This is a genomic window from Bacillus sp. EKM202B (genome assembly GCF_011066025.1).
Lineage (GTDB): Bacteria > Bacillota > Bacilli > Bacillales > Bacillaceae_G > Bacillus_A > Bacillus_A toyonensis.
This window is the reverse complement of the sequence record NZ_JAAMNK010000002.1, coordinates 310,310-334,243: the sequence shown is the minus strand read 5'-3', so window position 1 is coordinate 334,243 and position 23,934 is coordinate 310,310. Positions and strand designations below refer to the sequence as shown.

At 36.1% G+C, this 23,934-nt stretch carries 23 protein-coding genes and 1 other annotated feature; of the genes, 17 read left to right on the top strand and 6 right to left on the bottom strand.

The window, feature by feature from the left end; translation table 11 throughout:
• Window positions 1-24: 24 nt before the first annotated feature.
• Window positions 25-207 (bottom strand): YjzD family protein, encoded by a 183-nt coding sequence (locus G9F74_RS05000; protein ID WP_001211112.1) that lies wholly within the window; start codon window positions 205-207, stop codon window positions 25-27.
• 156 nt (window positions 208-363) lie between these two features.
• Between G9F74_RS05000 and G9F74_RS04995 the strand changes: the two genes are divergently transcribed.
• From G9F74_RS04995 to G9F74_RS04965, 7 genes are all read left to right on the top strand, one after another.
• Complete coding sequence (locus G9F74_RS04995) at window positions 364-1,098, top strand: lipase family protein (RefSeq protein ID WP_000028709.1); 735 nt, start codon at window positions 364-366, stop codon at window positions 1,096-1,098.
• 29 nt (window positions 1,099-1,127) lie between these two features.
• Window positions 1,128-2,000 carry an NAD-dependent epimerase/dehydratase family protein gene (locus G9F74_RS04990; RefSeq protein WP_000486175.1) on the top strand — a complete coding sequence of 291 codons (873 nt, stop codon included), beginning with the start codon at window positions 1,128-1,130 and terminating at the stop codon, window positions 1,998-2,000.
• A gap of 64 nt (window positions 2,001-2,064) precedes the next feature.
• Window positions 2,065-2,241 (top strand): ComZ family protein, encoded by a 177-nt coding sequence (locus G9F74_RS04985; protein WP_001003338.1) that lies wholly within the window; start codon window positions 2,065-2,067, stop codon window positions 2,239-2,241.
• 244 nt (window positions 2,242-2,485) lie between these two features.
• Window positions 2,486-3,418, top strand: a complete 933-nt coding sequence (gene fabH, locus G9F74_RS04980) for a beta-ketoacyl-ACP synthase III (protein WP_001100553.1) — start codon at window positions 2,486-2,488, stop codon at window positions 3,416-3,418.
• Between the two features lie 30 nt (window positions 3,419-3,448).
• The gene (gene fabF / locus G9F74_RS04975; protein ID WP_000412641.1) at window positions 3,449-4,687 is read left to right on the top strand and encodes a beta-ketoacyl-ACP synthase II; all 1,239 of its coding nucleotides are present in this window, start codon (window positions 3,449-3,451) and stop codon (window positions 4,685-4,687) included.
• Window positions 4,688-4,793: 106 nt separating this feature from the next.
• On the top strand, window positions 4,794-5,585 hold the full coding sequence (locus tag G9F74_RS04970; protein ID WP_000539318.1) for a DUF2268 domain-containing putative Zn-dependent protease: 792 nt from the start codon (window positions 4,794-4,796) through the stop codon (window positions 5,583-5,585).
• 142 nt (window positions 5,586-5,727) lie between these two features.
• The gene (locus G9F74_RS04965; RefSeq protein ID WP_000966122.1) at window positions 5,728-6,474 is read left to right on the top strand and encodes a YjbA family protein; all 747 of its coding nucleotides are present in this window, start codon (window positions 5,728-5,730) and stop codon (window positions 6,472-6,474) included.
• Between the two features lie 155 nt (window positions 6,475-6,629).
• Here the strand turns inward: G9F74_RS04965 and trpS are convergent, their stop codons facing one another.
• On the bottom strand, window positions 6,630-7,619 hold the full coding sequence (gene trpS / locus G9F74_RS04960) for a tryptophan--tRNA ligase (RefSeq protein ID WP_016108004.1): 990 nt from the start codon (window positions 7,617-7,619) through the stop codon (window positions 6,630-6,632).
• A 75-nt stretch (window positions 7,620-7,694) separates the two neighbouring features.
• Window positions 7,695-7,911 (bottom strand) — a binding site (T-box leader).
• A gap of 105 nt (window positions 7,912-8,016) precedes the next feature.
• Window positions 8,017-8,397, bottom strand: coding sequence for a DUF3899 domain-containing protein (locus tag G9F74_RS04955; RefSeq protein ID WP_001045000.1), 381 nt, complete (start codon window positions 8,395-8,397; stop codon window positions 8,017-8,019).
• 319 nt (window positions 8,398-8,716) lie between these two features.
• On the opposite strand from G9F74_RS04955, the gene G9F74_RS04950 reads away from it, so the two are divergent.
• The 5 genes from G9F74_RS04950 (at window position 8,717) to G9F74_RS04930 (ending at window position 14,435) form a co-directional block, all read left to right on the top strand.
• Window positions 8,717-10,372 (top strand): peptide ABC transporter substrate-binding protein, encoded by a 1,656-nt coding sequence (locus tag G9F74_RS04950; protein ID WP_000727209.1) that lies wholly within the window; start codon window positions 8,717-8,719, stop codon window positions 10,370-10,372.
• A gap of 128 nt (window positions 10,373-10,500) precedes the next feature.
• Complete coding sequence (gene opp3b / locus G9F74_RS04945; protein ID WP_000534168.1) at window positions 10,501-11,430, top strand: oligopeptide ABC transporter permease; 930 nt, start codon at window positions 10,501-10,503, stop codon at window positions 11,428-11,430.
• A complete protein-coding gene (gene opp3C / locus G9F74_RS04940; protein ID WP_000974107.1) occupies window positions 11,427-12,443 on the top strand; it encodes an oligopeptide ABC transporter permease in 1,017 nt (338 codons plus the stop codon). The genes opp3b and opp3C overlap by 4 nt, the downstream gene beginning before the upstream one ends.
• Window positions 12,444-12,463: 20 nt before the next feature.
• On the top strand, window positions 12,464-13,507 hold the full coding sequence (locus tag G9F74_RS04935; RefSeq protein ID WP_000854338.1) for an ABC transporter ATP-binding protein: 1,044 nt from the start codon (window positions 12,464-12,466) through the stop codon (window positions 13,505-13,507).
• Window positions 13,500-14,435, top strand: coding sequence for an ABC transporter ATP-binding protein (locus tag G9F74_RS04930; RefSeq protein ID WP_016108005.1), 936 nt, complete (start codon window positions 13,500-13,502; stop codon window positions 14,433-14,435). Before G9F74_RS04935 ends, G9F74_RS04930 begins: the two co-directional genes overlap by 8 nt.
• Before the next feature lie 126 nt (window positions 14,436-14,561).
• Here G9F74_RS04930 and G9F74_RS04925 read toward each other — a convergent pair whose 3' ends face one another.
• Window positions 14,562-16,007 (bottom strand): MATE family efflux transporter, encoded by a 1,446-nt coding sequence (locus G9F74_RS04925; RefSeq protein WP_016108006.1) that lies wholly within the window; start codon window positions 16,005-16,007, stop codon window positions 14,562-14,564.
• Between the two features lie 352 nt (window positions 16,008-16,359).
• Between G9F74_RS04925 and G9F74_RS04920 the strand changes: the two genes are divergently transcribed.
• Window positions 16,360-18,009: a peptide ABC transporter substrate-binding protein gene (locus G9F74_RS04920; RefSeq protein WP_000728607.1), complete on the top strand. Its 1,650-nt coding sequence runs from the start codon at window positions 16,360-16,362 to the stop codon at window positions 18,007-18,009.
• Between the two features lie 29 nt (window positions 18,010-18,038).
• On the opposite strand, the gene G9F74_RS04915 is transcribed toward G9F74_RS04920, so the two are convergent.
• Window positions 18,039-18,242, bottom strand: coding sequence for a hypothetical protein (locus G9F74_RS04915; RefSeq protein ID WP_000559975.1), 204 nt, complete (start codon window positions 18,240-18,242; stop codon window positions 18,039-18,041).
• 592 nt (window positions 18,243-18,834) lie between these two features.
• Here G9F74_RS04915 and spx point away from each other — a divergent pair.
• Complete coding sequence (gene spx, locus G9F74_RS04910) at window positions 18,835-19,230, top strand: transcriptional regulator Spx (RefSeq protein ID WP_000258267.1); 396 nt, start codon at window positions 18,835-18,837, stop codon at window positions 19,228-19,230.
• Window positions 19,231-19,279: 49 nt separating this feature from the next.
• On the opposite strand, the gene G9F74_RS04905 is transcribed toward spx, so the two are convergent.
• Window positions 19,280-19,954 carry a TerC family protein gene (locus G9F74_RS04905; protein WP_000362596.1) on the bottom strand — a complete coding sequence of 225 codons (675 nt, stop codon included), beginning with the start codon at window positions 19,952-19,954 and terminating at the stop codon, window positions 19,280-19,282.
• Window positions 19,955-20,299: 345 nt separating this feature from the next.
• Between G9F74_RS04905 and mecA the strand changes: the two genes are divergently transcribed.
• The 3 genes from mecA (at window position 20,300) to G9F74_RS04890 (ending at window position 23,925) form a co-directional block, all read left to right on the top strand.
• A complete protein-coding gene (gene mecA / locus G9F74_RS04900) occupies window positions 20,300-20,983 on the top strand; it encodes an adaptor protein MecA (protein WP_000402125.1) in 684 nt (227 codons plus the stop codon).
• Window positions 20,984-21,055: 72 nt separating this feature from the next.
• Complete coding sequence (locus G9F74_RS04895) at window positions 21,056-22,600, top strand: cardiolipin synthase (RefSeq protein ID WP_000799211.1); 1,545 nt, start codon at window positions 21,056-21,058, stop codon at window positions 22,598-22,600.
• 80 nt (window positions 22,601-22,680) lie between these two features.
• Window positions 22,681-23,925, top strand: a complete 1,245-nt coding sequence (locus G9F74_RS04890) for a competence protein CoiA (protein ID WP_016108007.1) — start codon at window positions 22,681-22,683, stop codon at window positions 23,923-23,925.
• Window positions 23,926-23,934 lie beyond the last annotated feature (9 nt).

Here is a 23,934-nt window from a genome sequence, read left to right as displayed (position 1 = left end):
GTTCGGATAAAATCCGGACTCTTTTTAGTGTTGTTCTACTGGTTCGTTTGGAATTGCAGCTGAAATCGCTAATACTAATACCGCAAGAACAACTGAGAAAATAGACGCTTGGTTAAAATCGTATGTACCGCCAGTCATAGAGCCGATTACGTAGCTCATCATATGTACAAGCGCGAACGACCAAATTAATGCCCAAATGAAACGCATATTTTACACCTCTATTCGTTCAATCTGTCCTTATTGTAACACAATTGAAAAAAGAATATAGAAAAATATTTGTAGATTTTTCAACGCAAATTTGCATTCCGTTCATACATTATAAAAGAGTGGTTTTATACGTTTAGAAAATAAGGCGGGGGAAAAATGAGTATTACGGAACGTTTTTTTTACTTAGAAAAAGAACCATGTGTCATTTATTTACCGGAGAAGCCAAATGGGTTTTCAGTTATGCTCCTCGGTGATTACAACTACTTTATTGAGAATGGTACAAGTTTATGGACACAGCATGCGGGAAGATCTTATTTTTTACATGGCCTTATTGAGGAAGGCTACACGGTCTTTTCTTCTAATTTATATGGAAGACACTGGGGGAATGACCAATCTGTTCGTCTAGCGAAACGTTTATATGATGTTGTTTTGAGAAAAGAGACATTAAATACGAAAATGCACATTATGGCAGATGGTATGGGTGCGCTTGTAGCGCTTGAAATGATGAACAAATACCCTGAAAGTATACGTTCTGTCATTATGTTAAATCCGTGTTTAGATTTGCCAGAATATGTGGAGTTCGAAAAAGAGCATAAGTTTTTTTACAAAAGATTAGTGAAGGAATTAAGTTTGGCGTACGATTCCAAAGAAGAAGAATTAGAATCAAAAATAAATAAGAAATCATTTACGCTTCTTCCGTCTTGTGTACCTGTTAAAATTTTCGTATCAACACAAGAAAAAAGAGGAAGAAAACAGTTGTTACGTAAATACGAGAAAATGAGGCAATTCAATCAATGTGATACTTCTGTCTTATTCCATCTCCAAGATGTGAAATATAAAATGGTTAGACAAACAACGGATTTCTTTAAAAAATATGAAGAAGAATTGTGAGGCTCCCATATACATAAATGAGGAGCTATTTGTTTCAAGGGGAAAGGGTTGGTGGTATGGAACGCGTGCTGATTATAGGTGCACTTACGTTTGTAGGTTATCACCTTGTGAATAAAATGATTGCAGAAGAAGTAGAAGTGTATGGTCTTGATTTTGATGAATATGATAGTATGACAAAAATTAATGAAGAGAAGTTATTGTTAATTGGGCGAAACGCTTTATTTACGTACTATCCAATAAGAGATGAAGATGGATGGAGATCAGTGGAGGAAGAGAATTTCGATGCAGTTTACTTTTGTTTGTGTGAACCAAACCAGCAAAGTGGCTTTCGGAATGAAAGAGTCATATTACAATATTTAAAGCGGATTATAAAAATGTGTGAAGAAAATAAAGTAAAGCTAAATCTAATTTCTTCTATTGAGGTAGGATGCACAGGGGGCTCCGAAAATAAACGCCTATTTTCGAAAGTAGAAGAAGGGTTAAAAAAAGGGGAATTACAATATAGTGTATTTCGAGTTCCTACATTATATGGTCCGTGGCAACCATCCTTTATGATGTATCATCAGCTCATTTTATCAGAACTGGATGAGAAAGAGTGCCGTTGTACGAGTGAGGAAAAAGGAAGCGATTTACTTTACATTGAAGATGTATGCGAATACTTATGGGGAAATGGAACGAACGGAGAGCATCTCGGTATATACAATTTACTTAGTGGTAAACGGTCGTTATGGGAAAAAGGGATGAATCTTTTACGTGCAGATGATAAAGTGAATAAAAATAATAAGGAAGAAAGAGATGAAGCGGCCGAGGATATTCCGATAAAAAGAAATACCCCGTTAGAATACGGTTTAAATAAACAATTGGCACATATGAAAAAATATAAAGAGTTATACGAAGGATAGTGCACGTGTTACACTATTGTATGGATTATGAATTGAAAGTTTTAATGGAGAGGAAGAGTATAATATGAACGAAAAAAGCATGCAATTTTTACAAATCGCAATGAAGCATTTACCAGAAGCAAAGGCAATTTTAGATTCGAATGGAATTGAGCTTGATATGGAGAAGGCACAACCAGTGTTAGAGTTATTAATGAAAGTTATGAATGAAGCATATGAGCTTGGGAAAGCAGACAAAGAATAAAACCCTTCTTTTTGAGGGGAGAGAGGCTCGAACCGTGAGTAGAAGCGGTTCGGGTCTTTTTATATTTCGAGCGAAGTAAGGGGAAGAATAGGGGAAGGTATGTTTTCGTTGTTTTTACTGAAAAATAAAGAGAATAAAACGCTAGCTTTCTGTTTTAGCTGAAATATATTCTAGACAAAAGTAAATTTATGTTTTAAAATTAGTACCAAGTCATAATAATTGATATAAAACGGAGGGCTGCGATGTGAACGTGGGCATTTTAGGGATCGGAAGATATGTGCCAGAAAAAGTAGTCACAAATCACGATTTAGAGAAAGTAATGGATACATCCGATGAATGGATTCGTACGAGAACGGGAATTGCAGAGAGACGCATTGCCGATGAGACAATAGATACTTCATATATGGCCGTAGAGGCTTCTAAAAAAGCACTTGAAGATGCAGGGATTAGCGGAGAGGATATCGATCTTATTTTAGTGGCAACAGTAACGCCAGATCGTGCTTTTCCAGCAGTAGCTTGTGTGATTCAAGAGGCAATTGGAGCGAAACACGCAGCGGCAATGGATTTAAGTGCAGCGTGTGCTGGTTTTATGTACGGAATGATTACAGCACAGCAATTTATTCAAACTGGAACTTATAAAAATGTATTAGTAGTTGGTAGTGATAAACTATCTAAAATTGTAGACTGGAATGATCGAAACACAGCAGTACTATTTGGAGACGGAGCTGGCGCTATCGTAATGGGAGCTGTTTCAGAAGGAAGAGGCGTTTTATCTTTCGAATTAGGAGCAGACGGAAGTGGCGGCAAGCATCTTTATCAAGACGAGTATGTTATGATGAATGGCAGAGAAGTCTTTAAATTTGCTGTTCGTCAACTTGGAGATTCTTGTCTTCGTGTGTTAGATAAAGCTGGTCTTACGAAAGAGGATGTGGATTTCTTAGTACCACATCAAGCGAATATTCGTATTATGGAATCTGCGAGAGAGAGATTAAATTTACCACAAGAAAAAATGAGTATGACAATTGAAAAGTTCGGTAATACATCAGCTTCTTCCATTCCAATTGCAATGGTAGAGGAATTGCAAAATGGACGTATTCAAGACGGTGATTTAATTATACTTGTTGGTTTCGGCGGTGGATTAACATGGGGAGCAGTAGCTCTTCGTTGGGGTAAATAAGGATTGAGAGAAAAAAGGAGTGTATTTTGTATGGAAAAAAAGAGGGTCGTAATTACAGGACTAGGAGCTGTTACACCGATCGGAACAGATGTTGAAACAGCTTGGGAAAACATAAAAAAGGGTGTATCTGGAATCGGGCGACTTACAAGAATTGATCCGGAACTATTTCCAGCAAAAGTAGCAGCAGAAATTAACGACTTTGAAGTCGAGAAATATATTGATAAAAAAGAAGCGCGCCGTATGGATCGCTTTACACAATATGCAGTAGCAGCAGCGAAAATGGCAGTTGCGGATGCAAAGCTTGAAATTACAGAAGAAAACGGACCTCGAATTGGTGTATGGATTGGTTCTGGTATTGGTGGTATGGAAACATACGAAGAACAATTTAAGATTTTTACTGAGAAAGGTCCACGCCGCGTGAGTCCATTCTTCGTACCGATGATGATTCCAGACATGGCAGCAGGTCAAGTATCTATTGCGACTGGAGCGAAAGGAATTAACACTTGTTCTGTAACGGCTTGTGCATCTGGTGCAAACTCAATTGGTGATGCATTTAAAGCAATTCAGCGCGGTGATGCGGATGCAATGATTACAGGTGGAGCAGAAGCACCGTTAACAAGTATGGCATTCGCAGGATTTAGTTCAGCGAAAGCATTAACATTTAATGAAGATCCAGCAACTGCTTGCCGCCCATTTGATAAAAACCGTAGCGGTTTCGTAATGGGTGAAGGTTCAGGGATTCTAATTCTTGAAGAATTAGAGCATGCATTAGCACGTGGTGCTCACATTTATGCGGAAATCGCTGGTTATGGCGCAACTGGAGATGCATTCCATATTACAATGCCTGCTCCTGGCGGTGAAGGCGGAGTGCGTGCAATGCGTCAAGCTTTAGCGGATGCAGGTCTAGAGCCAGAAGATATCGATTACATTAATGCACATGGTACAAGTACAGATGCAAATGAAAAATACGAAACGATGGCAATTAAAGAAACTTTCGGTGAGCATGCATATAAAGTAGCCATTAGCTCAACGAAATCTATGACAGGTCACTTACTAGGTGCAGCTGGTGCTGTTGAAGCGATCTTCTCTATTAAATCAATTACGGACGGAGTAATTCCTCCAACAATTAACTATGAAACACCAGATCCAGAATGTGACTTAGATTACGTACCGAATAAAGCGAGACAGCAAGAAGTAAAAGCTGTATTAAGTAACTCACTAGGGTTCGGTGGTCATAACGCAGTATTAGTATTTAAATCATATAAATAATAGATGAAATAAGGTGTTTTTTCGTAATAAACTACGAAAAAACACCTTATTTATTTTTACGCCTTTTTCTTCTTTTGCATATACATAAGAAAAAGGGGGGATAAAGATGGGGGTTGTTGAAACAGCCGAGTGGTTACATCTATATTATGGACGGCCAGAAAAGCTTTGTGAGAAATTTACGAAGTATATTCCACTACCAAAAGAAAGGTTGTATCGTTTTTTAATTTCTAAAGGTATGTATCGCCCAGTAATGCGAGGAGAACGTGAAATTAAAGAATTAGAGAAAAAAGAAATTTGGAAAGAGTTACGTATGGAGTATGATAAATTGAAAAATTGGTTAAAAGGTCCGGATGTCCCTATCTTTATTTTATTATCAGATTCGTATAATCGAACTGTACAAGAAGAGTATAACGGAAAAGCTGGATTATCTATGCGTCACGTTATTTTCTTATTCGTATGTGGACGGAATTCGGTGGAAGAATTAAAAGTGTTATTGGCACATGAATATCACCACATATGCAGGTTACATCAAATTGAGACGAAAGAAACAGAGTATACGTTACTTGATACGATGATTATGGAAGGGTTAGCTGAGCAAGCAGTAACGGAAAGATATACAGAAAAAAATAATGCACCGTGGACGAAATATCTTTCAAAAGAAGAGGCGATTTATTATTGGCAAAACGTTGTTCAAGAAAGAATAAGTATAAAACGAGGAACGAGGGAGCATGACGTATTATTAAACGGACTTCATTCTTATCCGAAAATGCTTGGTTATGCGCTTGGATTTCACATTGTAAAAGATTGTGTAGCGTTTGAAGGGGAAGATACACTGTCTTTATTACCTATAGATGCGAAAGAAATATTGAGTAAAGCAAATACATTTCGTATTCCATGAAAAACAGGAGGTCTATCTCCTGTTTTTTTAGATATTATAGAAGGAAAAATAATAATTAGAATATATTTCCTTAAGTGGAATAAAGTTAAGCGAAAATGAACATAATGATTGGTACAAACAGTAGTGAAGTGAGGGATAGAGAATGTTATATCTACATGATGTATGGGTAAATTGGTTTGAAGGTGAAGAAAATGGGTATAACGTTTGTCATTTTTACGAATGGCGGAAAGATGATACGATTGAACTATTAGATCAAGTGCCATTATTAAAAGTAGATGCCACATTATATCATTACATCGAGAACGAATTGTTAGAGCTTCCGCAAAAGTTGTTGGAAGACGTACATCATAAGGCTTATATTCGTAAAAATCATGAACGTTTGCAGCAAGAGTATTGCTTTGTTGTTACAGATGGAAAAGGAATTATTGCGATTGATACAATTGGTTACAATGTACCAATTAGAAAAAGTAGACTTATACCTCGCCAAGAGCAGATGGTATATGAGATGGTGGAAAACGTACAAGCAGAAAAGTATGAGTTCCAAGTAGAGGAAACAGAAAAGGAACATCATATTTTATCACCATCGCCTTTCATTATGAATGGCTTAACTCGTAAAGAGAGACAGCTAAAACAATTATTATTTATGGCGTTAGATCAATTACATACAACGAAAAACACAGCGGAAATTCGCTATTGGTACACAGAATGGGATCCGTCAGCATATGGAACGGTCCAACATATGGAATTTGAAGATATTTGGGCAAGACTATATGATGAAGCGAAATCAGGCTGGTCTGAGAAGCACGAACAATTATGCGAGCGCCTTGTAAAAGGACAGCCGTTTTTTGAAAAGTTATGGGAAATGGAAAATGAGCAAAAGGTAAATTAAAAAACCGCCAATTGGCGGTTTTTTAATTTGGTGAAATCTAGCTTCAGCGGCAAGAATGTTCGGTGGCTTCGCGCCTTCCTGCGAGGCAAAAAGCGCCTCTACGTCAGGAGCTCCATCCCCCTCACATTCTAAACGAGCCGCTTCCACTTTATAAGTTACCTACGTTTTCTGCTTAGTCCCATTGCGTTTTCTACTTTGCGTAGTTGTTTGAATGCAACGCGGTTTGCTTTTTCGGCACCTTTGTCTAGAATTTCGTCTAGTTCTGGGGAGCTGATTAGTTCGTTATATTTGTCTTGGATTGGGCGAATTGCTTCTACGACTACTTGTGCTAGGTCGCCTTTGAAGTTGCCGTATCCTTTTCCTTCGTACATTGCTTCTATTTCTTCAACTGTTTTTCCTGAGAATGAAGAGTAAATTGTTAATAGGTTAGAGATTCCAGGTTTATTTTCTTTATCGAATTTCACGATACCTTCTGAATCTGTTACAGCACTTTTAATTTTCTTTTCAATTGTTTTTGGTTCATCAAGCATACTGATCATTGATTTTGGATTCGGATCAGATTTACTCATTTTTTTCGTAGGTTCTGTTAATGACATAACGCGAGCTCCTACTTTTGGAATACGAATTTCAGGAACTATGAACACTTCACGGAAGCGTTTGTTGAAACGCTCTGCTAGATCACGTGTTAATTCCATATGTTGTTTTTGGTCATCACCAACAGGTACGATTTCTGTGTTATAAAGTAAAATATCAGCAGCCATTAATGGTGGATACGTAAGTAATCCAGCTGGAACTGAATCTCTACCTGAAGCTTTATCTTTATATTGTGTCATACGCTCTAATTCTCCAACGTAAGCAACAGATTGCATGATCCATCCTAGTTGAGCGTGTGCAGGTACTTCTGATTGTACAAATAAAGTAGCTTTTTCAGGATCGATGCCGCATGCTACATAAAGTGCAGCAAGACTACGAATGTTTTTGCGAAGTTGTATAGGATCTTGAGGTACTGTAATGGCATGTTGGTTTACAATACAGAAATAGCAATCGTGTTCGTTTTGAAGCTCTGTAAATTGCTTCATAGCCCCTAAATAGTTTCCAAGTGTAATCGTTCCGCTTGGCTGAATACCAGAAAAGATAACTGACATAATTATTTCCTCCTAAATTTGAATGCGTGATAGGGAAGAGAAGGCAAACAAAAAAGCCCATTCATCCCAAAAAACTATAGGGACGAATGGACCGCGGTACCACCCTAATTATTTCACTACTGTGAAATCTCTCTAATCCATAGTAACGTCTGGATATAACGCCAAGGCCTACTACTTTCGGTTCGGTTTGGTGCTCAAAAGCCCATTCCACATTGTACAATTACTTGTTCACACCAGCCACAAGCTCTCTGAAATTGTTTCAATATGTACTCTTCTTTATCATCGCATACATATAAATTTATTTATTGTTAACTGAGCTCTTTTAATATGAAAGAACTAAAGTTTTATAACAAAATGTTTTGCTGATAATTATATCATATGGGATAGTGTTTGCAAACTACATCAAAATAGTAAAGCTAATGAGAGTCGAGAACGCTCCGAGTATGATACCTGTAATACAAATAGGATATGTCCATTTGAATGAATATGTTTTATAAATACGTTCTTTCTTATTCACCGGTTCCTCGGATTCTTCAATTAACGAGTCTATTTTTTTGTTCGTGCCAAATACTCTCTGGAAAGCGTAAAGAGTTACATTGAAAAATCCATTTTGAAATATGAATAAAAAACCACCTATCAGAATAAAAAATAGCGCGATATAAAACGAGATGTTGACAAAGTTCAACAAAAATTGAGATGAAATGAGGAATGCACCAATACTAGAAGCAATCATCGCTATAAAAATTAGTATACAAGTATGAAAAAAAACTTTATTCAAAATATTCCCCTCCGTCAAAATATTACTAGAATTATTATACTATAAAAGCTATAATAAGTACTAGAAATAATTTTTTGAAAATTATACGCAATTAAAGGTCTGATTTTAAGATGATGGTAGCAATGTTAACGTATCCCTTTACGAAAAATTAAAAATATAAACATTTTATTAAAAATTTTAACAAAAAAACAAAAAACTATATTCACAATCGTCGTATTATATGTATAATGAAAATTGTAGAAACTTGGAGATTATTCTTTCAATTCTACTTTTTAACAAGTGAGGGTACAGGAAGTGCAATTAGGGGAGGCAACACAACATGAAGAAAAAGATACCGTTATTACTTGCATCAACTTTAACTGCAAGTATGTTGCTTGGCGCGTGTAGCTACCAAAAAGATGACGCAAAAGCAAAAGGGAAAGAGAACGCTACGAGTAGTAGTAACGGAAAACAGATTCTTAATTTAACAGAGTTATCTGAAATTCCGTCAATGGATGCATCATTAGCATCTGACTCTTCATCTTCTACAGCATTAAATAATACGATGGAAGGTTTATATCGTATTGGCAAAGATCAAAAGAGAATGCCTGGCGTTGCAGAAGATGTCGAAAAGCTAGATGATGGGAAGAAATACATATTTAAATTAAGAAAAGATGCGAAATGGTCAAATGGGGAACCTGTAACCGCTAAAGACTTTGTGTATTCATGGAAAAGAGCCGTAAATCCAGATACAAAAGCAACGTATTCGTACATTATGTTCGATATTAAAAATGCAGAGAAAATTCATAAAAAAGAATTACCTGCTGACCAATTAGGTGTAAAAGCGATTGATGATTATACATTAGAAGTGGAATTAGACAATCCCGTTCCTTACTTTATCGATTTAACAGTTTATCCAGTATTTTACCCGCTAAATGAAAACTTTGTAAAAGCACAAGGTGATAAGTTTGGTTTAGAGGCAAATACAACATTATATAACGGTCCATTCGTTATGAGTGATTGGAAACATGAACAAAGTTTCCAATTCAAGAAGAATCCTTCATATTGGGATAATAAAACGGTTAAAATCGAAGAAATCAACTTTAATATTGTAAAAAATACAGCAACTGATGTAAATTTATATGAGACAAACGCGATTGATCGTGCGGCTTTAACGTCTGAATTTGTTGATAAGTTTAGACAAAGCCCAGAGTTCCAAACAAGAAAAGAAGCAGGGGTTGCTTACTTAAGATTTAATCAAAGTAATCAGTACTTAAGTAATAAAAACTTAAGAAAAGCAATTTCAATGTCCTTTGACCGTGATAACATTGCGAAAGTTATTTTAAATAACGGTGCAATTGGAGCTTACGGATTTGTTGGAAAAGATTTCGCTGAAGGTCCGAATAAAAAAGATTTCCGAGCTGAAAATGGAAAGCTAGTTGAAACAAATCCAAAAGAAGCGAAAAAGCTTTGGGAAACAGCGAAGAAAGAGCTTGGAACTGATAAAATCGAACTAGAATTCTTAAACTTTGATAATGAAGATGCTAAAAAAGTTGGTGAATTCTTAAAAGGTGAGATAGAAAAGAACTTACCAGGTTTATCAATTAAAATTAAACAGCAACCATTCGCACAAAAAAATAAATTAGAAGATTCTCAGCAATATGATATTGCGTTTGGTATTTGGGGACCAGATTTCCCAGATCCAATCTCATATTTAGATATGTTTGTTACGAATGGTTCTCAAAATAAAACAGGGTATTCTAATCAGAAGTATGATGAGTTAATCCTAAAAGCTAAAACAGATACAAAAGATTTACAAGCTCGCTGGAACAACCTTCTAGAAGTAGAGAAGATGTTAATTAAAGAGGATGCAGTTATCACTCCAATCTTCCAAAAAGGTTCAGCGTATGTAGTAAAAGGTGCCGTAAAAGATATTATCCCAATTAACTATGGTGGTAAATTAACTTACAAATGGGCATCTGTTGAACAAAAATAATCTTTTTTTTCCATCGTTTACAAGGGTATATGCCTATGATGGGCATATGCTCTTATTTTAAAAAAATAAAAGTAAGAATATTTTAAACTATCTTATTGCTTTTGAGAAAAACGGGGAGGTGCTTGACTATGGGACGTTATGTATTAAAACGTTTCGTGTACATGGCTTTGACATTATTTTTAATTACTACACTGACTTTCTTTTTGATGAAATTACTTCCGGGTTCTCCGCTTAAAAACCAGGAGAAGCTATCACCGGCACAAAAAGAAATCATTCTTGAAAAATACGGATTAAATGATCCGGTACCAGTTCAATACGCACGTTACTTAGGTAACTTAGCAAAAGGTGATTTAGGGGTATCGTTCCAATATGATAACCGCCCAGTAACAGACATGATTGTGGATCGTATTGGACCATCAGCCCAATTAGGTTTACAAGCGATTATATTAGGGACATTTATCGGTTTAATTTTAGGTATTGTTGCCGCACTTCGTAATAATACGTGGGTGGATTATAGTGCAACAGTTATTTCGGTACTCGGAATGTCGGTACCATCATTCGTATTCGCCGCATTACTACAATATTTCGTAGGGGTAAAACTTGGTTGGTTCCCGGTAGCATTCTGGAAAGGACCAGAGTTTACTGTAATGCCTACAATTGCATTATCGATGGGAGTTATCGCAACAATCGCACGTTTCTCTCGTGCAGAATTAATTGAAGTTATGCAGTCAGACTATATTTTAACAGCGAAAGCAAAAGGAATTAGTCAAGGCGTTATCATTGTAAAACACGCACTTCGTAACGCGTTAATTCCAGTTGTAACAATTTTAGGACCAATGGTTGCGGCATTAATTACAGGAACACTTGTTATCGAGCAAATTTATGCTGTACCAGGACTTGGGGAACAATTCGTTAAATCGATTACTTTAAATGACTATACAGTTATTATGGGAACTACGATTTTCTATAGTGCAATCTTCATTTTAGTTATTTTCATTGTCGATATTTTATACGGAATTATTGATCCTCGTATTCGTTTAGCGGGAGGGAAAAAATGATGAAAGATGTACAAAAATTATCTCCAGATTTATTTCAACAAGCCAATCAAAATAATGTTGATAATGAAGTCATTGCCCGTCCAAGCTTAACGTTTTGGCAAGATGTAAGAAGACGTTTGTTCCAACATAAAGGTGCGATGCTTGGCCTTGTATTATTAGTAATCATTGCGCTATTAGCGATTTTTGGACCGATGGTAAGTAAACACTCGTATAAAGAGCAAGATTTAGGTCGTGCGAAATTACCACCAAAAATTCCAGTTATTGAAAATGTTCATTGGTTACCATTTGACGGTACAGATCAATATGGTGTTGACCAATATGAAAAACGTGATATTAAAGAGTACTTCTGGTTTGGTACAGATGATCTTGGCCGTGACTTATGGACAAGAACATGGGAAGGTACACGCGTATCATTATATATCGCTCTTTTAGCAGCAGCAATTGACTTAGTAATTGGGGTTGCATACGGAGGTATTTCAGCATTCTACGGTGGTAGAGTAGATAATATTATGCAACGTATTATGGAGATTATTAACGGTATTCCATACTTAATCATCGTTATTTTAATGGTAATCATTATGGGATCTGGTATTTGGTCGATTACACTCGCGATGGCGATTACAGGTTGGATAGGGATGTCGCGGATTGTTCGTGGACAAATCTTAAAGTTAAAAAACCAAGAATATGTATTAGCATCTCGTACATTAGGTGCAACGAACACGCAATTAATTGTAAAACACTTAATTCCAAACGTAATGGGACCTATTATCGTAATGACAATGTTTACAATTCCATCAGCGGTGTTTGGTGAAGCGTTCTTAAGTTTCATTGGTTTAGGAATTCAGCCACCATTCGCGTCACTTGGTTCTCTTGTAAATGATGGTTATAAATCTATTCAAACGTATCCACACATGATGTTCATCCCTGCGGTTGTCATCAGTATGTTAATTCTAGCATTCAACTTAATGGCAGATGGATTACGCGATGCGTTAGATCCAAAAATGCGTAAGTAAACGAGGAGGGAGAAGTAAAAATGAAAACATTGTTAGAGGTAAAAGATTTACAAGTCTCCTTTGATACACATGCAGGTGAAGTACAAGCAGTGCGCGGAGTTACTTTTGATTTGAAAAAAGGGGAAACATTAGCGATTGTAGGAGAGTCTGGTTCTGGGAAATCAGTTACTTCTAAAGCGCTAATGGGGTTAATCCCAAATCCTCCAGGCCGTATTAAAAATGGAGAGATTATATTTGACGGTCGTGATTTAACGAAATTAACGGAAAAAGAAATGCAGCAAGTTCGTGGTAAAGATATCGCAATGATTTTCCAAGATCCAATGACATCATTAAATCCAACGATGACAATTGGGAATCAAATTATGGAAGGTCTTATTAAACACCAAGGGATGAGTAGAGGAGACGCACGTAAAGTTGCGTTAGAATTAATCGACCTTGTAGGTATTCCAAATCCAGAAGCACGTTTAAAACAATATCCTCACCAATTCTCAGGTGGTATGAGACAGCGTGTAGTTATTGCGATGGCGTTAGCTTGTAACCCGAAATTATTAATTGCCGATGAGCCGACAACAGCGCTAGACGTTACGATTCAGGCGCAAATTTTAGAGCTTATGAAAGACATTCAGCAAAAGACAGAAGCAGCAATCATTTTCATTACGCATGACTTAGGTGTAGTAGCAAACGTTGCTGACCGAGTTGCGGTTATGTATGCTGGTAAAGTTGTTGAAATTGGAACTGTAGATGAAATTTTCTACAACCCAAAACATCCGTACACATGGGGCTTAATCGCATCTATGCCAAGTTTAGATGGATCAGAGGAAGAGCTATATGCGATTCCAGGAACGCCTCCTGACTTATTAAAACCGCCAAAGGGTGATGCTTTTGCACCACGTAACCCACAGGCGCTGAAAATTGATTTTGAAATGGAACCGCCTTTATTTAAAGTAAGTGATACACACTATGCGGCAACTTGGTTACTTCACGAGCAAGCACCAGAAGTAAAACCGCCGGCAGTTGTTGAAAAACGTATTCTTCAAATGAAAGCAGGTGAACAACATGACTAAACAACGTGAGAAATTAATTGAAGTAAAAAATGTAAAACAACACTTCGACGTGAGTGGTGGTGTTGTCAAAGCGGTTAATGATATTTCATTTGATATTTTCCGCGGAGAAACATTCGGGCTTGTAGGAGAATCTGGTTGTGGTAAATCAACAACTGGAAGAACGATTATTCGTTTATATGATGCAACTGCTGGTGAAGTGTTGTTCGATGGTGAAAACGTACATGGTAAGAAATCGCGCGCAGAACTGAAGAAGTTCAACCGTAAAATGCAAATGATTTTCCAAGATCCATATGCATCATTAAACCCTCGTATGACAGTAGGGGATATTATTGCAGAAGGTATTGATATTCACGGATTAGCAAAAAGTAAAAAAGAACGTATGGACCGTGTTCATGAACTGTTAAACACAGTTGGTTTAAATAAAGAACACGCAAACCGTTTCCCGCACGAATTCTCGGGTGGACAACGTCAACGTATCGGTATCGCTCGTGCGCTTGCTGTAGAACCTGAATTTATCATTGCCGATGAGCCAATCTCAGCACTTGACGTATCGATCCAGGCGCAAGTTGTAAACTTACTGAAACAGTTACAAAAAGAAAAAGGTTTAACATACTTATTCATTGCCCATGATTTATCAATGGTAAAATACATTAGTGACCGCATCGGCGTAATGTATCGTGGTCAAATCGTTGAGCTAACAACAAGTGATGAGTTATATGCGAATCCAATTCATCCATATACAAAATCACTATTATCAGCGATTCCGCTTCCAGATCCAGATTATGAGCGCAATCGTAAACGTATCGTATACGATCCATCGCAGCATGATTATGGTAATGAAGCACCAACAATGCGTGAAATTGGCCCAGGACATTTCGTATTATGTTCTGAAGCAGAGTACAAGAAATATAAAGAGATTTATCAATAAAAAAAGGTCATTCTTCCGTTACGGAAGAATGACCTTTTTTACTATATTTGTCGATAAGTCGATATATTTAAAGAATCACCGATATAAAGTGTATTTATCAATAAATGCACCTTAATCAAAGAAGTGCTACTGCGCCTGAACAGAAACATTCTCTTCTTGCTCATTCGGTTTAACAAGTGCGTAACTTTCCCATGCTCTACTTCTCCAGCGGAAGAACATAATAATTGCCCGCGTCCATTCATCGATAGCAATCGCTAGCCAAATACCAACGAGTCCCATATCTAAATGGAAGGCGAAAAAGTAACCGAGTGGCAAACTCATTAACACCATAGAGAACGCACCAATTAAAACTGGATATTTTGCATCACCGGCTGCACGAAGGGAATTAATGATGACGATGTTCATCGTACGTCCTGTTTCGAGTAGTACACTTAGTAAAAGAACGCTTGCCCCTAGAGCGATAATATGAGGATTATCAGTAAATACCCCCATTAATTGTGTGCGGAATGTAATAACGAGAGCGACCATAAATAAAGTCACACCAATTGCCCATTGTACACTTTTCCATACACGTGTGTATGCTTCATCTTTTTCATTTCCGCCAACTAGGCGTCCCACGATAATAGCTGTTCCCATACCGATTGCAATTGCGAATAAATAAGTAAACATGGAAATGTTAGTAGCATATTGTCTAGCAGCTAACGATTCTGTTCCTAAGTAAGTTGCGTAGTACAGGAAGACAATTTGGCAAGCTTGATACATGACTTGTTCAAAAGCAGATGGAATGCCAATTTTTAAAATTTTCCCCACGTATTCTTTTGATAAGGTGAAGTAATATTGTAATTTTACACGGTATTCCATAACGCGGTATAGTAACCAGAAGAACACAATCAGTGCCAGTAGTCGACTGACAGCGGAAGAAATCGCGGCCCCTTGTACACCAAGTTCAGGGAAACCGAACTTCCCGAAAATAAGTACGTAGTTTCCGGCGATATGAATAATATTCATTCCAAGCGAAACAAACATTGCTTGCTTTGTAAAGCCGTGAACGCGAATAATTGCGGCTAACGAGTTAATAATAGCTTGAAGGAAAATGGCTCCTCCGACGATGGATAAATAGCTTTGTGCATACGTTAGTACATCGCCTTGTAAATTCATTGCCATCATCATATGTTTTGAAAATAAAAGAAAACCAGCACTTATAACGAGTCCGACCACTAAATTTAATGTGACGGCTAATGCTGATATTTTAGATGCTTCGATAAAACGTTTGGAACCGAGGTATTGAGATACGACGATCGCAGCGCCATTCCCGATTACTTCTAGTACCAAAATAGCGATATGAAGATATTGATTCGCTGCACCAACCCCAGATACAGCATCGTCTGATAATGCACTTAACATGAAAGTATCAGCGATCCCCATCAACATAAAAAGAAAAACTTCTAGAAAAATAGGCCATGTTAATAAGAATAAACTTAATTTTTCTGTCGGCCCGTTTTTTGAGTGAATTGCTGTCATGTCCGTCCCCTCTTTACCGATATCTATTTTTAGCAAAGTGTATCGTAACATACTTTCTTATCCTTTGCACTCATTTTAACCTACATATTTTTAATATGAAGAGACCTTTATTTTATGCTAAAAAGAGAAGGATAATTATACAAAAAATATTATAAAATATAAAATTTGTTTTTCTCTGATAATTTATAAAAGTTTGAAATTTGTTATTTCCGACACTTCAGTCGGGTAAACTGGTAATATGAAACGTTTTCAAAGATTTATTTTTTCACAGGAAATTTTAATAAGATAGAAATATAAATATACAAAAAATATATTTGTGTGTATAATATGAATTATTAGAACATATATATATTTCTTTTTGTTTGAAAATGAAAGGGCTAACATTTTTATGGAGGGTGGAAATATGAAAAAAAAGATGCCGGTTTTTGTATTATCAACGGTAGCAATGAGCATGATTTTAGGGGCATGTAGTTATCAAAAAGATGAACAATCGCAAGCGAACGCAAAAGGGGATAGCGGGAAGAGCGGTGCGAAGCAAGTTATTAACTTAATTGAAACGCAAGAAATTCCAACGATGGATCCAGCATTATCAGCTGATGCAGTTTCTTCAAGAGTAATGACTAATACGATGGAAGGCTTATACAGTTTAGGAAAAGATGATAAGCTAGTTCCAGGTGTAGCGAAGGAATTCAAAAAGTCAGAAGACGGTAAAAAATATACATTTAAATTACGTGAAGACGCAAAATGGTCAAATGGTGAGCCTGTGACGGCGAAAGATTTCGTGTACGCATGGCAAAGAGCGATTAACCCAGACACAGCTGCGAAATCAGCGTACATTATGTATGATATAAAAAATGCAGAGAAAATTAATAAAAAAGAGATGAGTCCAGACCAATTAGGCGTAAAAGCAATTGATGACTATACATTAGAAGTGGAATTAGACAATTCAATTCCATATCTTGTAGATTTAATGGTATATCCAATCTTCTATCCTGTGAATGAAAAGTTTGTAAAAGAGCAGGGGACGAAGTTTGGTTTAGAAGCAAATACAACACTATATAATGGACCGTTTACACTAAGTGATTGGCAACATGAACGTAGCTTTAAAATGACAAAGAGCCCATCTTATTGGGAAAATAAAGAAGTGAAGATTGAGGAAGTAAACTTTAATATTGTAAAAGATACGTCTACGCCAATCAATTTATATGAAACAAACGCAGTCGATCGAGCGACGTTATTAGCAGAGTTCATCGATAAATATAAAGGAAAACCAGATTTCCAAACAGTAGAAGATACATCTGTATTCTTCCTTCGTTTAAATCAAAAAGATCCAGCGTTAGCAAATAAAAATATTCGTAAAGCAATTTCTCTTGCTTTTGAACGTAAGCCGTTTGTTGACACGCTATTAAATAACGGTTCTAAGCCAGCGACAGGATTAATTCCTGATAACTTCATTAAAGGACCGGATAAAAAGGACTTCCGTGCTGTAAATGGAGATATTGTAAAACCAAACGTGAAAGAAGCGAAGAAGTATTGGGAAGCTGGTAAAAAAGAGCTTGGTAAAAATGAAATCGAATTAGAGCTATTAAATGAAGACGTTGAATTATCGAAGAAAACTGGTGAATATTTAAAAGGTGAGTTAGAAAAGAATTTACCAGGTTTAACAGTGAAAATTAAACAACAACCATTTGCACAAAAACTAAAATTAGAAGATGCGGGCGATTACGTCATGTCATTCTCTGGATGGAGTGCAGACTTCCCAGATCCAGTTACATACCTTGATATGTTTGTAACGGACGGATCACAAAATAAAATGAAATATTCTAATCCGAAATATGATGAGATTATCATGAAAGCGAAGAAAGATGGAAGCGATGTAAATGCTCGTTGGAAAAACTTACTAGAAGCAGAGAAAATGTTACTTGATGATGCTGCGATTGTTCCAGTATATCAACGTGGTAGAGCATACTTACAAAGAGATTCAATTAAAAATATGTACAACCATAAATATGGTGGCGATTTAAGCTTTAAATGGGCGTCAGTAGAGAAATAAGAAAAAAGCAGGTGATTACCTGCTTTTTTTTAATACGTACGTTTCTTATAAATACCTTTCCCACCAACTTGGTTCCATCCGGATTGTACATCCAAACTTTTGTTAACAAACTTCATTTTTTCTTTTCCGCCAAAGAGTTTTTCACCGATGCTATTTGAAATGACACCAATCAATGCTGTGATTCCGATGATGAGGGCAGCAACAGTAACAAAATCAATAAAAAAAGCAATCATTTGCAAATTCCCCCTTTGCCTGTCTGTATTTTTATTGTATGAGATAAAAGATAAAAAAGAAAGAAATGTCAGAAAAATATTTGGTTTACTTTAGAAATCGTGTAGACAGGAGGGAGAATGTTTGTTAAAATAAGAACAAACGTTCCTTTCGATTCTCATTTATATAGTCTTACATTTCTTAATTGATTTATCAAGAAAAAGTAAGAAAACGTTCTCTTTTTTTAGGGAAAATTATAGATAAATAACTATATATTATATGAAAAATCAATGGGAAGTGAGTATTAAAAGGTTTGAAGGTCATTGTTAAAGTACAGCTAAAGTGAGCATAATCATGTTACATAGCAGTGGAATACGCGGAAGAGTTTTCTCAACTAGTAGGAAATTTACTGTATATTTCTTGCAAAATCTATTGTATAATGATTATAGAAGTTACTTATTAAAAGTAATTGTTGTTTATTATAAGTTGTTGCTTACATGAAATGCGATTTTTGTACTTTGTTATAAGACAAGTTATCGCGAAAAATTGCTGAAGTTAGAATTTTAAACTGTAATTAGTACAGAATTTGTACTCTTTAAGGAGAGTGAGCTTTGTATGGTAACATTATATAGTTCTCCAAGCTGTACGTCTTGTAGAAAGGCGAAATTATGGCTAGAGGAAAATCATATTCCTTATACAGAACGTAATATTTTCTCAGATCCATTAACGATTGAGGAAATTAAAGAGATTTTACGTATGACAGAAAGCGGAACAGATGAGATTATTTCTACTCGTTCGAAAGTTTTCCAAGAATTAAATGTAAACTTAGAGTCTTTACCACTTCAAGATTTATATAAGATGATTCGTGACTATCCAGGGATTTTACGTCGTCCAATTATGATTGACGAGAAGCGTCTTCAAGTAGGTTACAATGAAGATGAAATCCGTCGTTTCTTACCACGTACAGTAAGAACGTTCCAATTACGTGAAGCACAACGTCTTGTAAATTAATTATAATAATATGAAAACCTTCTACCTATTATATAGTAGAAGGTTTTTTTTATTGTTTCACATTTCGTATGCGAACTTGTTGAACGATAATACCGATGCATAGAACAGTGAAAATGAACAAGAAAGGAATGCTTGTAGTGAAACTTGGGTTGTTATGAAAAAAGGTTGCAAGTCTGTCTTCGTGTGTAATCATCTTTCCAGCTGTATAGGCGAGTATCGCTGCTCCGCAATAAATGAGAAGTGGAAAGCGTTCCATAAGGATTAAAATAAGTTTGCTGCCCCAAATAATAATCGGAATAGAAATGAGTAACCCGATTATGACGAGTAATAATCTTCCGTGAGCCGCACCTGCAATAGCGATGACATTGTCAAACCCCATAACGAGATCCGCGAATACAATTGTACGCACAGCTTGGAATAAAGTTGTTTTCCCTTGAATAGAAGAAAGATCGTTGCTATTATCAGTTAATAAATTTACTGCAATGAATGTAAGTAAAACGCCGCCGATAAGCTGTAAAAATGGAATGTCGAGTAAGTAGACAGCTATTATTGTAAGAAGAATTCGTAGCACAATTGCTAAAAGAGTACCGATCAAAATGGCTTTATTTCGTTTTGCTTCAGGTAAATTCCGGCTAGCTAATGCAATGACAATTGCATTGTCACCACCTAATACAACATCAATACCGACAATCATTAGTACAGATGTTAAAAACTCTAAGTCCATTCGTCTGCCTCCATTTATGATGTTTTAATAAGCGAAATATATGTATGTGATGAAGAAAGTGGGAACTAAATAATCTCCTCTAATAGAAGTTTCACTTTATTACAGTGTACGGGGGAATATAGAAATGTATGTCCAAATTTTTCGTGTGTAAAGAATTGTCATAATGATATATTTATGTAGACAATCGAATAAAGATAGGCATATAACTATTTTTGTAAAATAAATCGATTTTATTTCCCTTCTGGAGAATCTTATCATAAAATGAGAGTACAAGAATCTATTGATTTGTCATATGAGTGGGGGATCCCTTCATAACAATTCTAAACAGGAAGGGAGAGTTGTATTTTGGAAATTGAAAGAATTAACGATCATACGATGAAGTTTTTTATTACGTACATTGATATAGAGGACAGAGGGTTTAATCGTGAAGAAATTTGGTATGACCGCGAACGTAGTGAAGAGCTCTTTTGGGAGATGATGGACGAAGCTCGTGATCATGATGACTTCTTTATTGATGGACCGTTATGGATTCAAGTGCAAGCAGTCGATAAAGGGATTGAAGTACTTGTCACGAAAGCCGAGCTCTCAAAGGATGGACAAAAGCTAGAGCTACCGATAGGTGTAGACAAAATTATAGACATTCCTTTAGATGAGGGTATCGAGTCATTATTCCAGCAAGAATTAGTGGAAGAGGTAGAAGAACAAACAGGAACAAACTTTAATGAAGATGGTACGTTTGGCTTTTTAATTAAGTTTAATGATTTTGAAGATGTTATTTCATTAAGTCATCGTCTTATCTTTGAAGATATAAAAGATGAGCTGTATTCATTTGATGACCGCTATTATGTATATGTGGAATTCGATGAAGTGCTACATGATGAAGAAGAAATTGATCGTATTTTAAGTATTATTTTAGAATATGGAGAAGAATCAACTTTAACAATTCATCGTGTGAGTGAGTATGGGAAACAAATTGTGAAAGAGCGTGCGCTTGAAACAATTCGCAATAATTTTCCTGCTAAAACGTAGGCCGATTTCTGTAGTATGAAATCGGCTTTTTATATGAAGAATAGGAAAGCTTTCTTAGTAAGGAGGTAAGAGATGAAAAATACGTTAAAGTTGATTTTCTTTGTTCTACTATTGTTCGCATTATTTGTTTCGTTACGTATGTTTATTGATGTAGCATTTTATTCGGATGTAATTGGGATAAAAGATGTTTCGATTTTAGGTATTATTAGTATTTTATTTACGGTATCTGCATTTTTAATTGGCTGCGTTATTTTCTTAGAAAACCGTCACCCGTCTAAAACACTTACATGGCTCATTGTGTTAGGTATTTTTCCGGTATTTGGATTCTTCGCTTATTTATTATTTGGACAAAACTTTCGGAGAAAGAGAATGTTCCAAAAGAAGGCGTTACTGGATGAACAGGCGTTTTTACAATATAAGGGGCATGAAGATTATGAAGAACGGATGTTACGTAATCATAAGCATCAAGAGCTGTTATTTCGTTTAGCGGACCGCTTAGGTGCTTTAAATATTTCATTTCAAACGGAAACGAGAACATTAACAAATGGGGATGAAACGTTTCAGGCCATTTTAGATGGATTAAAACGAGCGAAACACCACATTCATATGGAATATTACATTGTGCGTGATGATAAGCTTGGAACAGAAATTAAAGATATTTTAATACAAAAATCAAAAGAAGGCGTAGTCGTTCGGTTTTTATATGATGCGGTTGGAAGTTTTAGGTTATCGAATTCGTATATTGAAGAATTAAATGACGCAGGTGTCGAAATGATTCCGTTCTTTCCTGTGCGCTTTCCAATTTTAAACGATAAGATTAATTATCGAAACCACCGGAAAATCGTTGTTATTGATGGAAATGAAGGGTTTGTAGGTGGGTTAAATATTGGAGATGAATATTTAGGGAAGGATAAATATTTCGGTTTTTGGCGAGACACACATTTATATTTGCGTGGTGAGGCTGTTCAAAGTTTACAGCTTATTTTCCTTCAAGATTGGTTTTATATGACTGGTGAGGCAGTGCTGGCTCCAGAATATTTACAGGCAAAAGCAGTTGAAGGTGATCATTGGGGCGGAGTTCAGCTAATTGCAGGTGGACCAGATAATAAATGGGAAACGATTAAACATTTATATTTTGCAATGATCTCTTCTGCTCGGAAATCTATTTGGATTGCAACACCGTATTTCATTCCGGATGATGATATTTTATCTGCATTAAAGGTAGCGGCACTTGCTGGTATTGATGTTCGTTTATTAATGCCGAGTAAGCCTGATAAGCGCACTGTCTTTTATGCATCAAGATCATATTTCCCTGAGCTTTTAGATGCAGGAGTAAAGATATATGAATACGAAAAAGGTTTTCTTCATAGTAAAGTTGTCATCGTTGATTCTGATTTAGCTTCAATTGGGACAGCAAATATGGATATGAGAAGTTTTCATTTGAACTTTGAAGTGAATGCCTTTTTATATGATACAGATAGCATTCGAAAACTCGTTCAAGACTTTAAAGATGATTTAGAAGAATCAAGTGAAATTCATGTCGATCGTTTTCATAAAAGACGTCTTCATAGACGAATTGTTGAATCGACATATCGATTATTATCACCTTTATTATAAAAAGAGATGTCCGAAATTGGGACATCTCTTTTTTAAAAGGGATTTGTAATAAATTGTAGAATATAAGGAGCTGAAAGGGTGTGATTATAATGTTTATCGCTAAAAGAGAAAACGGAGAGAAAATTCATCTACTCTATAATCGAAATGAAGAGCTTTTACAACGTATGCGTAAAAGGAAGCGTTTCTTTTGTATAGCTTGTGGAAAGGAAGTGCAAATGAAATTAGGGAAACAAAAAAGTTGGCATTTTGCTCATAAGAAAGTGGAGTCATGCCTTGCTTTTTATGAAGCAGAATCTATATATCATATGCACGGTAAAGAATTGCTATATAGATGGTTGAAACGTCAAAATTTCCATGTGGATATAGAGCGTTACCTTCCAAAAATCCAGCAAAGACCAGATATTTTCGTAGAGAGAGCAGGTAGGGAAATTGCGATTGAATATCAATGCGCCAATCTCTCCATAGAACAACTTTCTAAACGAACATACTCGTATTGGCAAGCGGGCATTCAGGTCATCTGGATCATTGGTGGAAATCAATTAAAAAAGCAAGCTGCATATTGGATGAAATTTTCCTCACTTCTGGCTTTCTCCTTACAATCTTATCCTCAGCCATTTCTTATTTTCTTCTGTCCGAAACAAAAATCATTTATGAAATGTGCCTTTATCACTCCGTTTTCTACAAACGTCTCTTTCTCACATATTATGTATTTACCAAACGATACAACTACTTTTGAATTACTCTTTTCCCCTGTTCCTTTCCGGAAAGAAATATTAGGACAGGAATGGAAGAAGCGAAAGGACTACTTTCGGCAAAATGCCCTGTCTATTTGGAATTATAATCATAAGTCACTATTACGCCTCTTATATCAATTTAAATGTACTCCAGCGAGCTTTCCTTCTGAAATTGGTGTGCCACTCCCGTCTTCATTTGCTTTTCAAACAAATCCATTTACATGGCAAGCATTTCTATACATGAAGTGTATAGAAATGCTTGCGGTAGGGAATTGTATTTCCCTTCAATATGTGTGTAGTTATGTAAAAAAATATACGAAAAGGCGCTTACTTCCGTACTTTTCACAACATATATGGAAAGTAGCGGTTACTGAATATATGACTTTTTTATGTTTTGTAGGCGTGTTGCGTAAAGTAGGAACTTATACGTACCGAAAAATGAGGAATATAGTTATGTTACAGACGGAGGAGGAAGTTAGGAAATATGATGAGATTTGCCTAACTTATGCGCTATCTCTATTTGAGACAAAGTTCAACATGGGAGAAGAAAAAGGGGATATAATAAAGAATGAACGTGAAGGAATTACATAAGAAAAACAG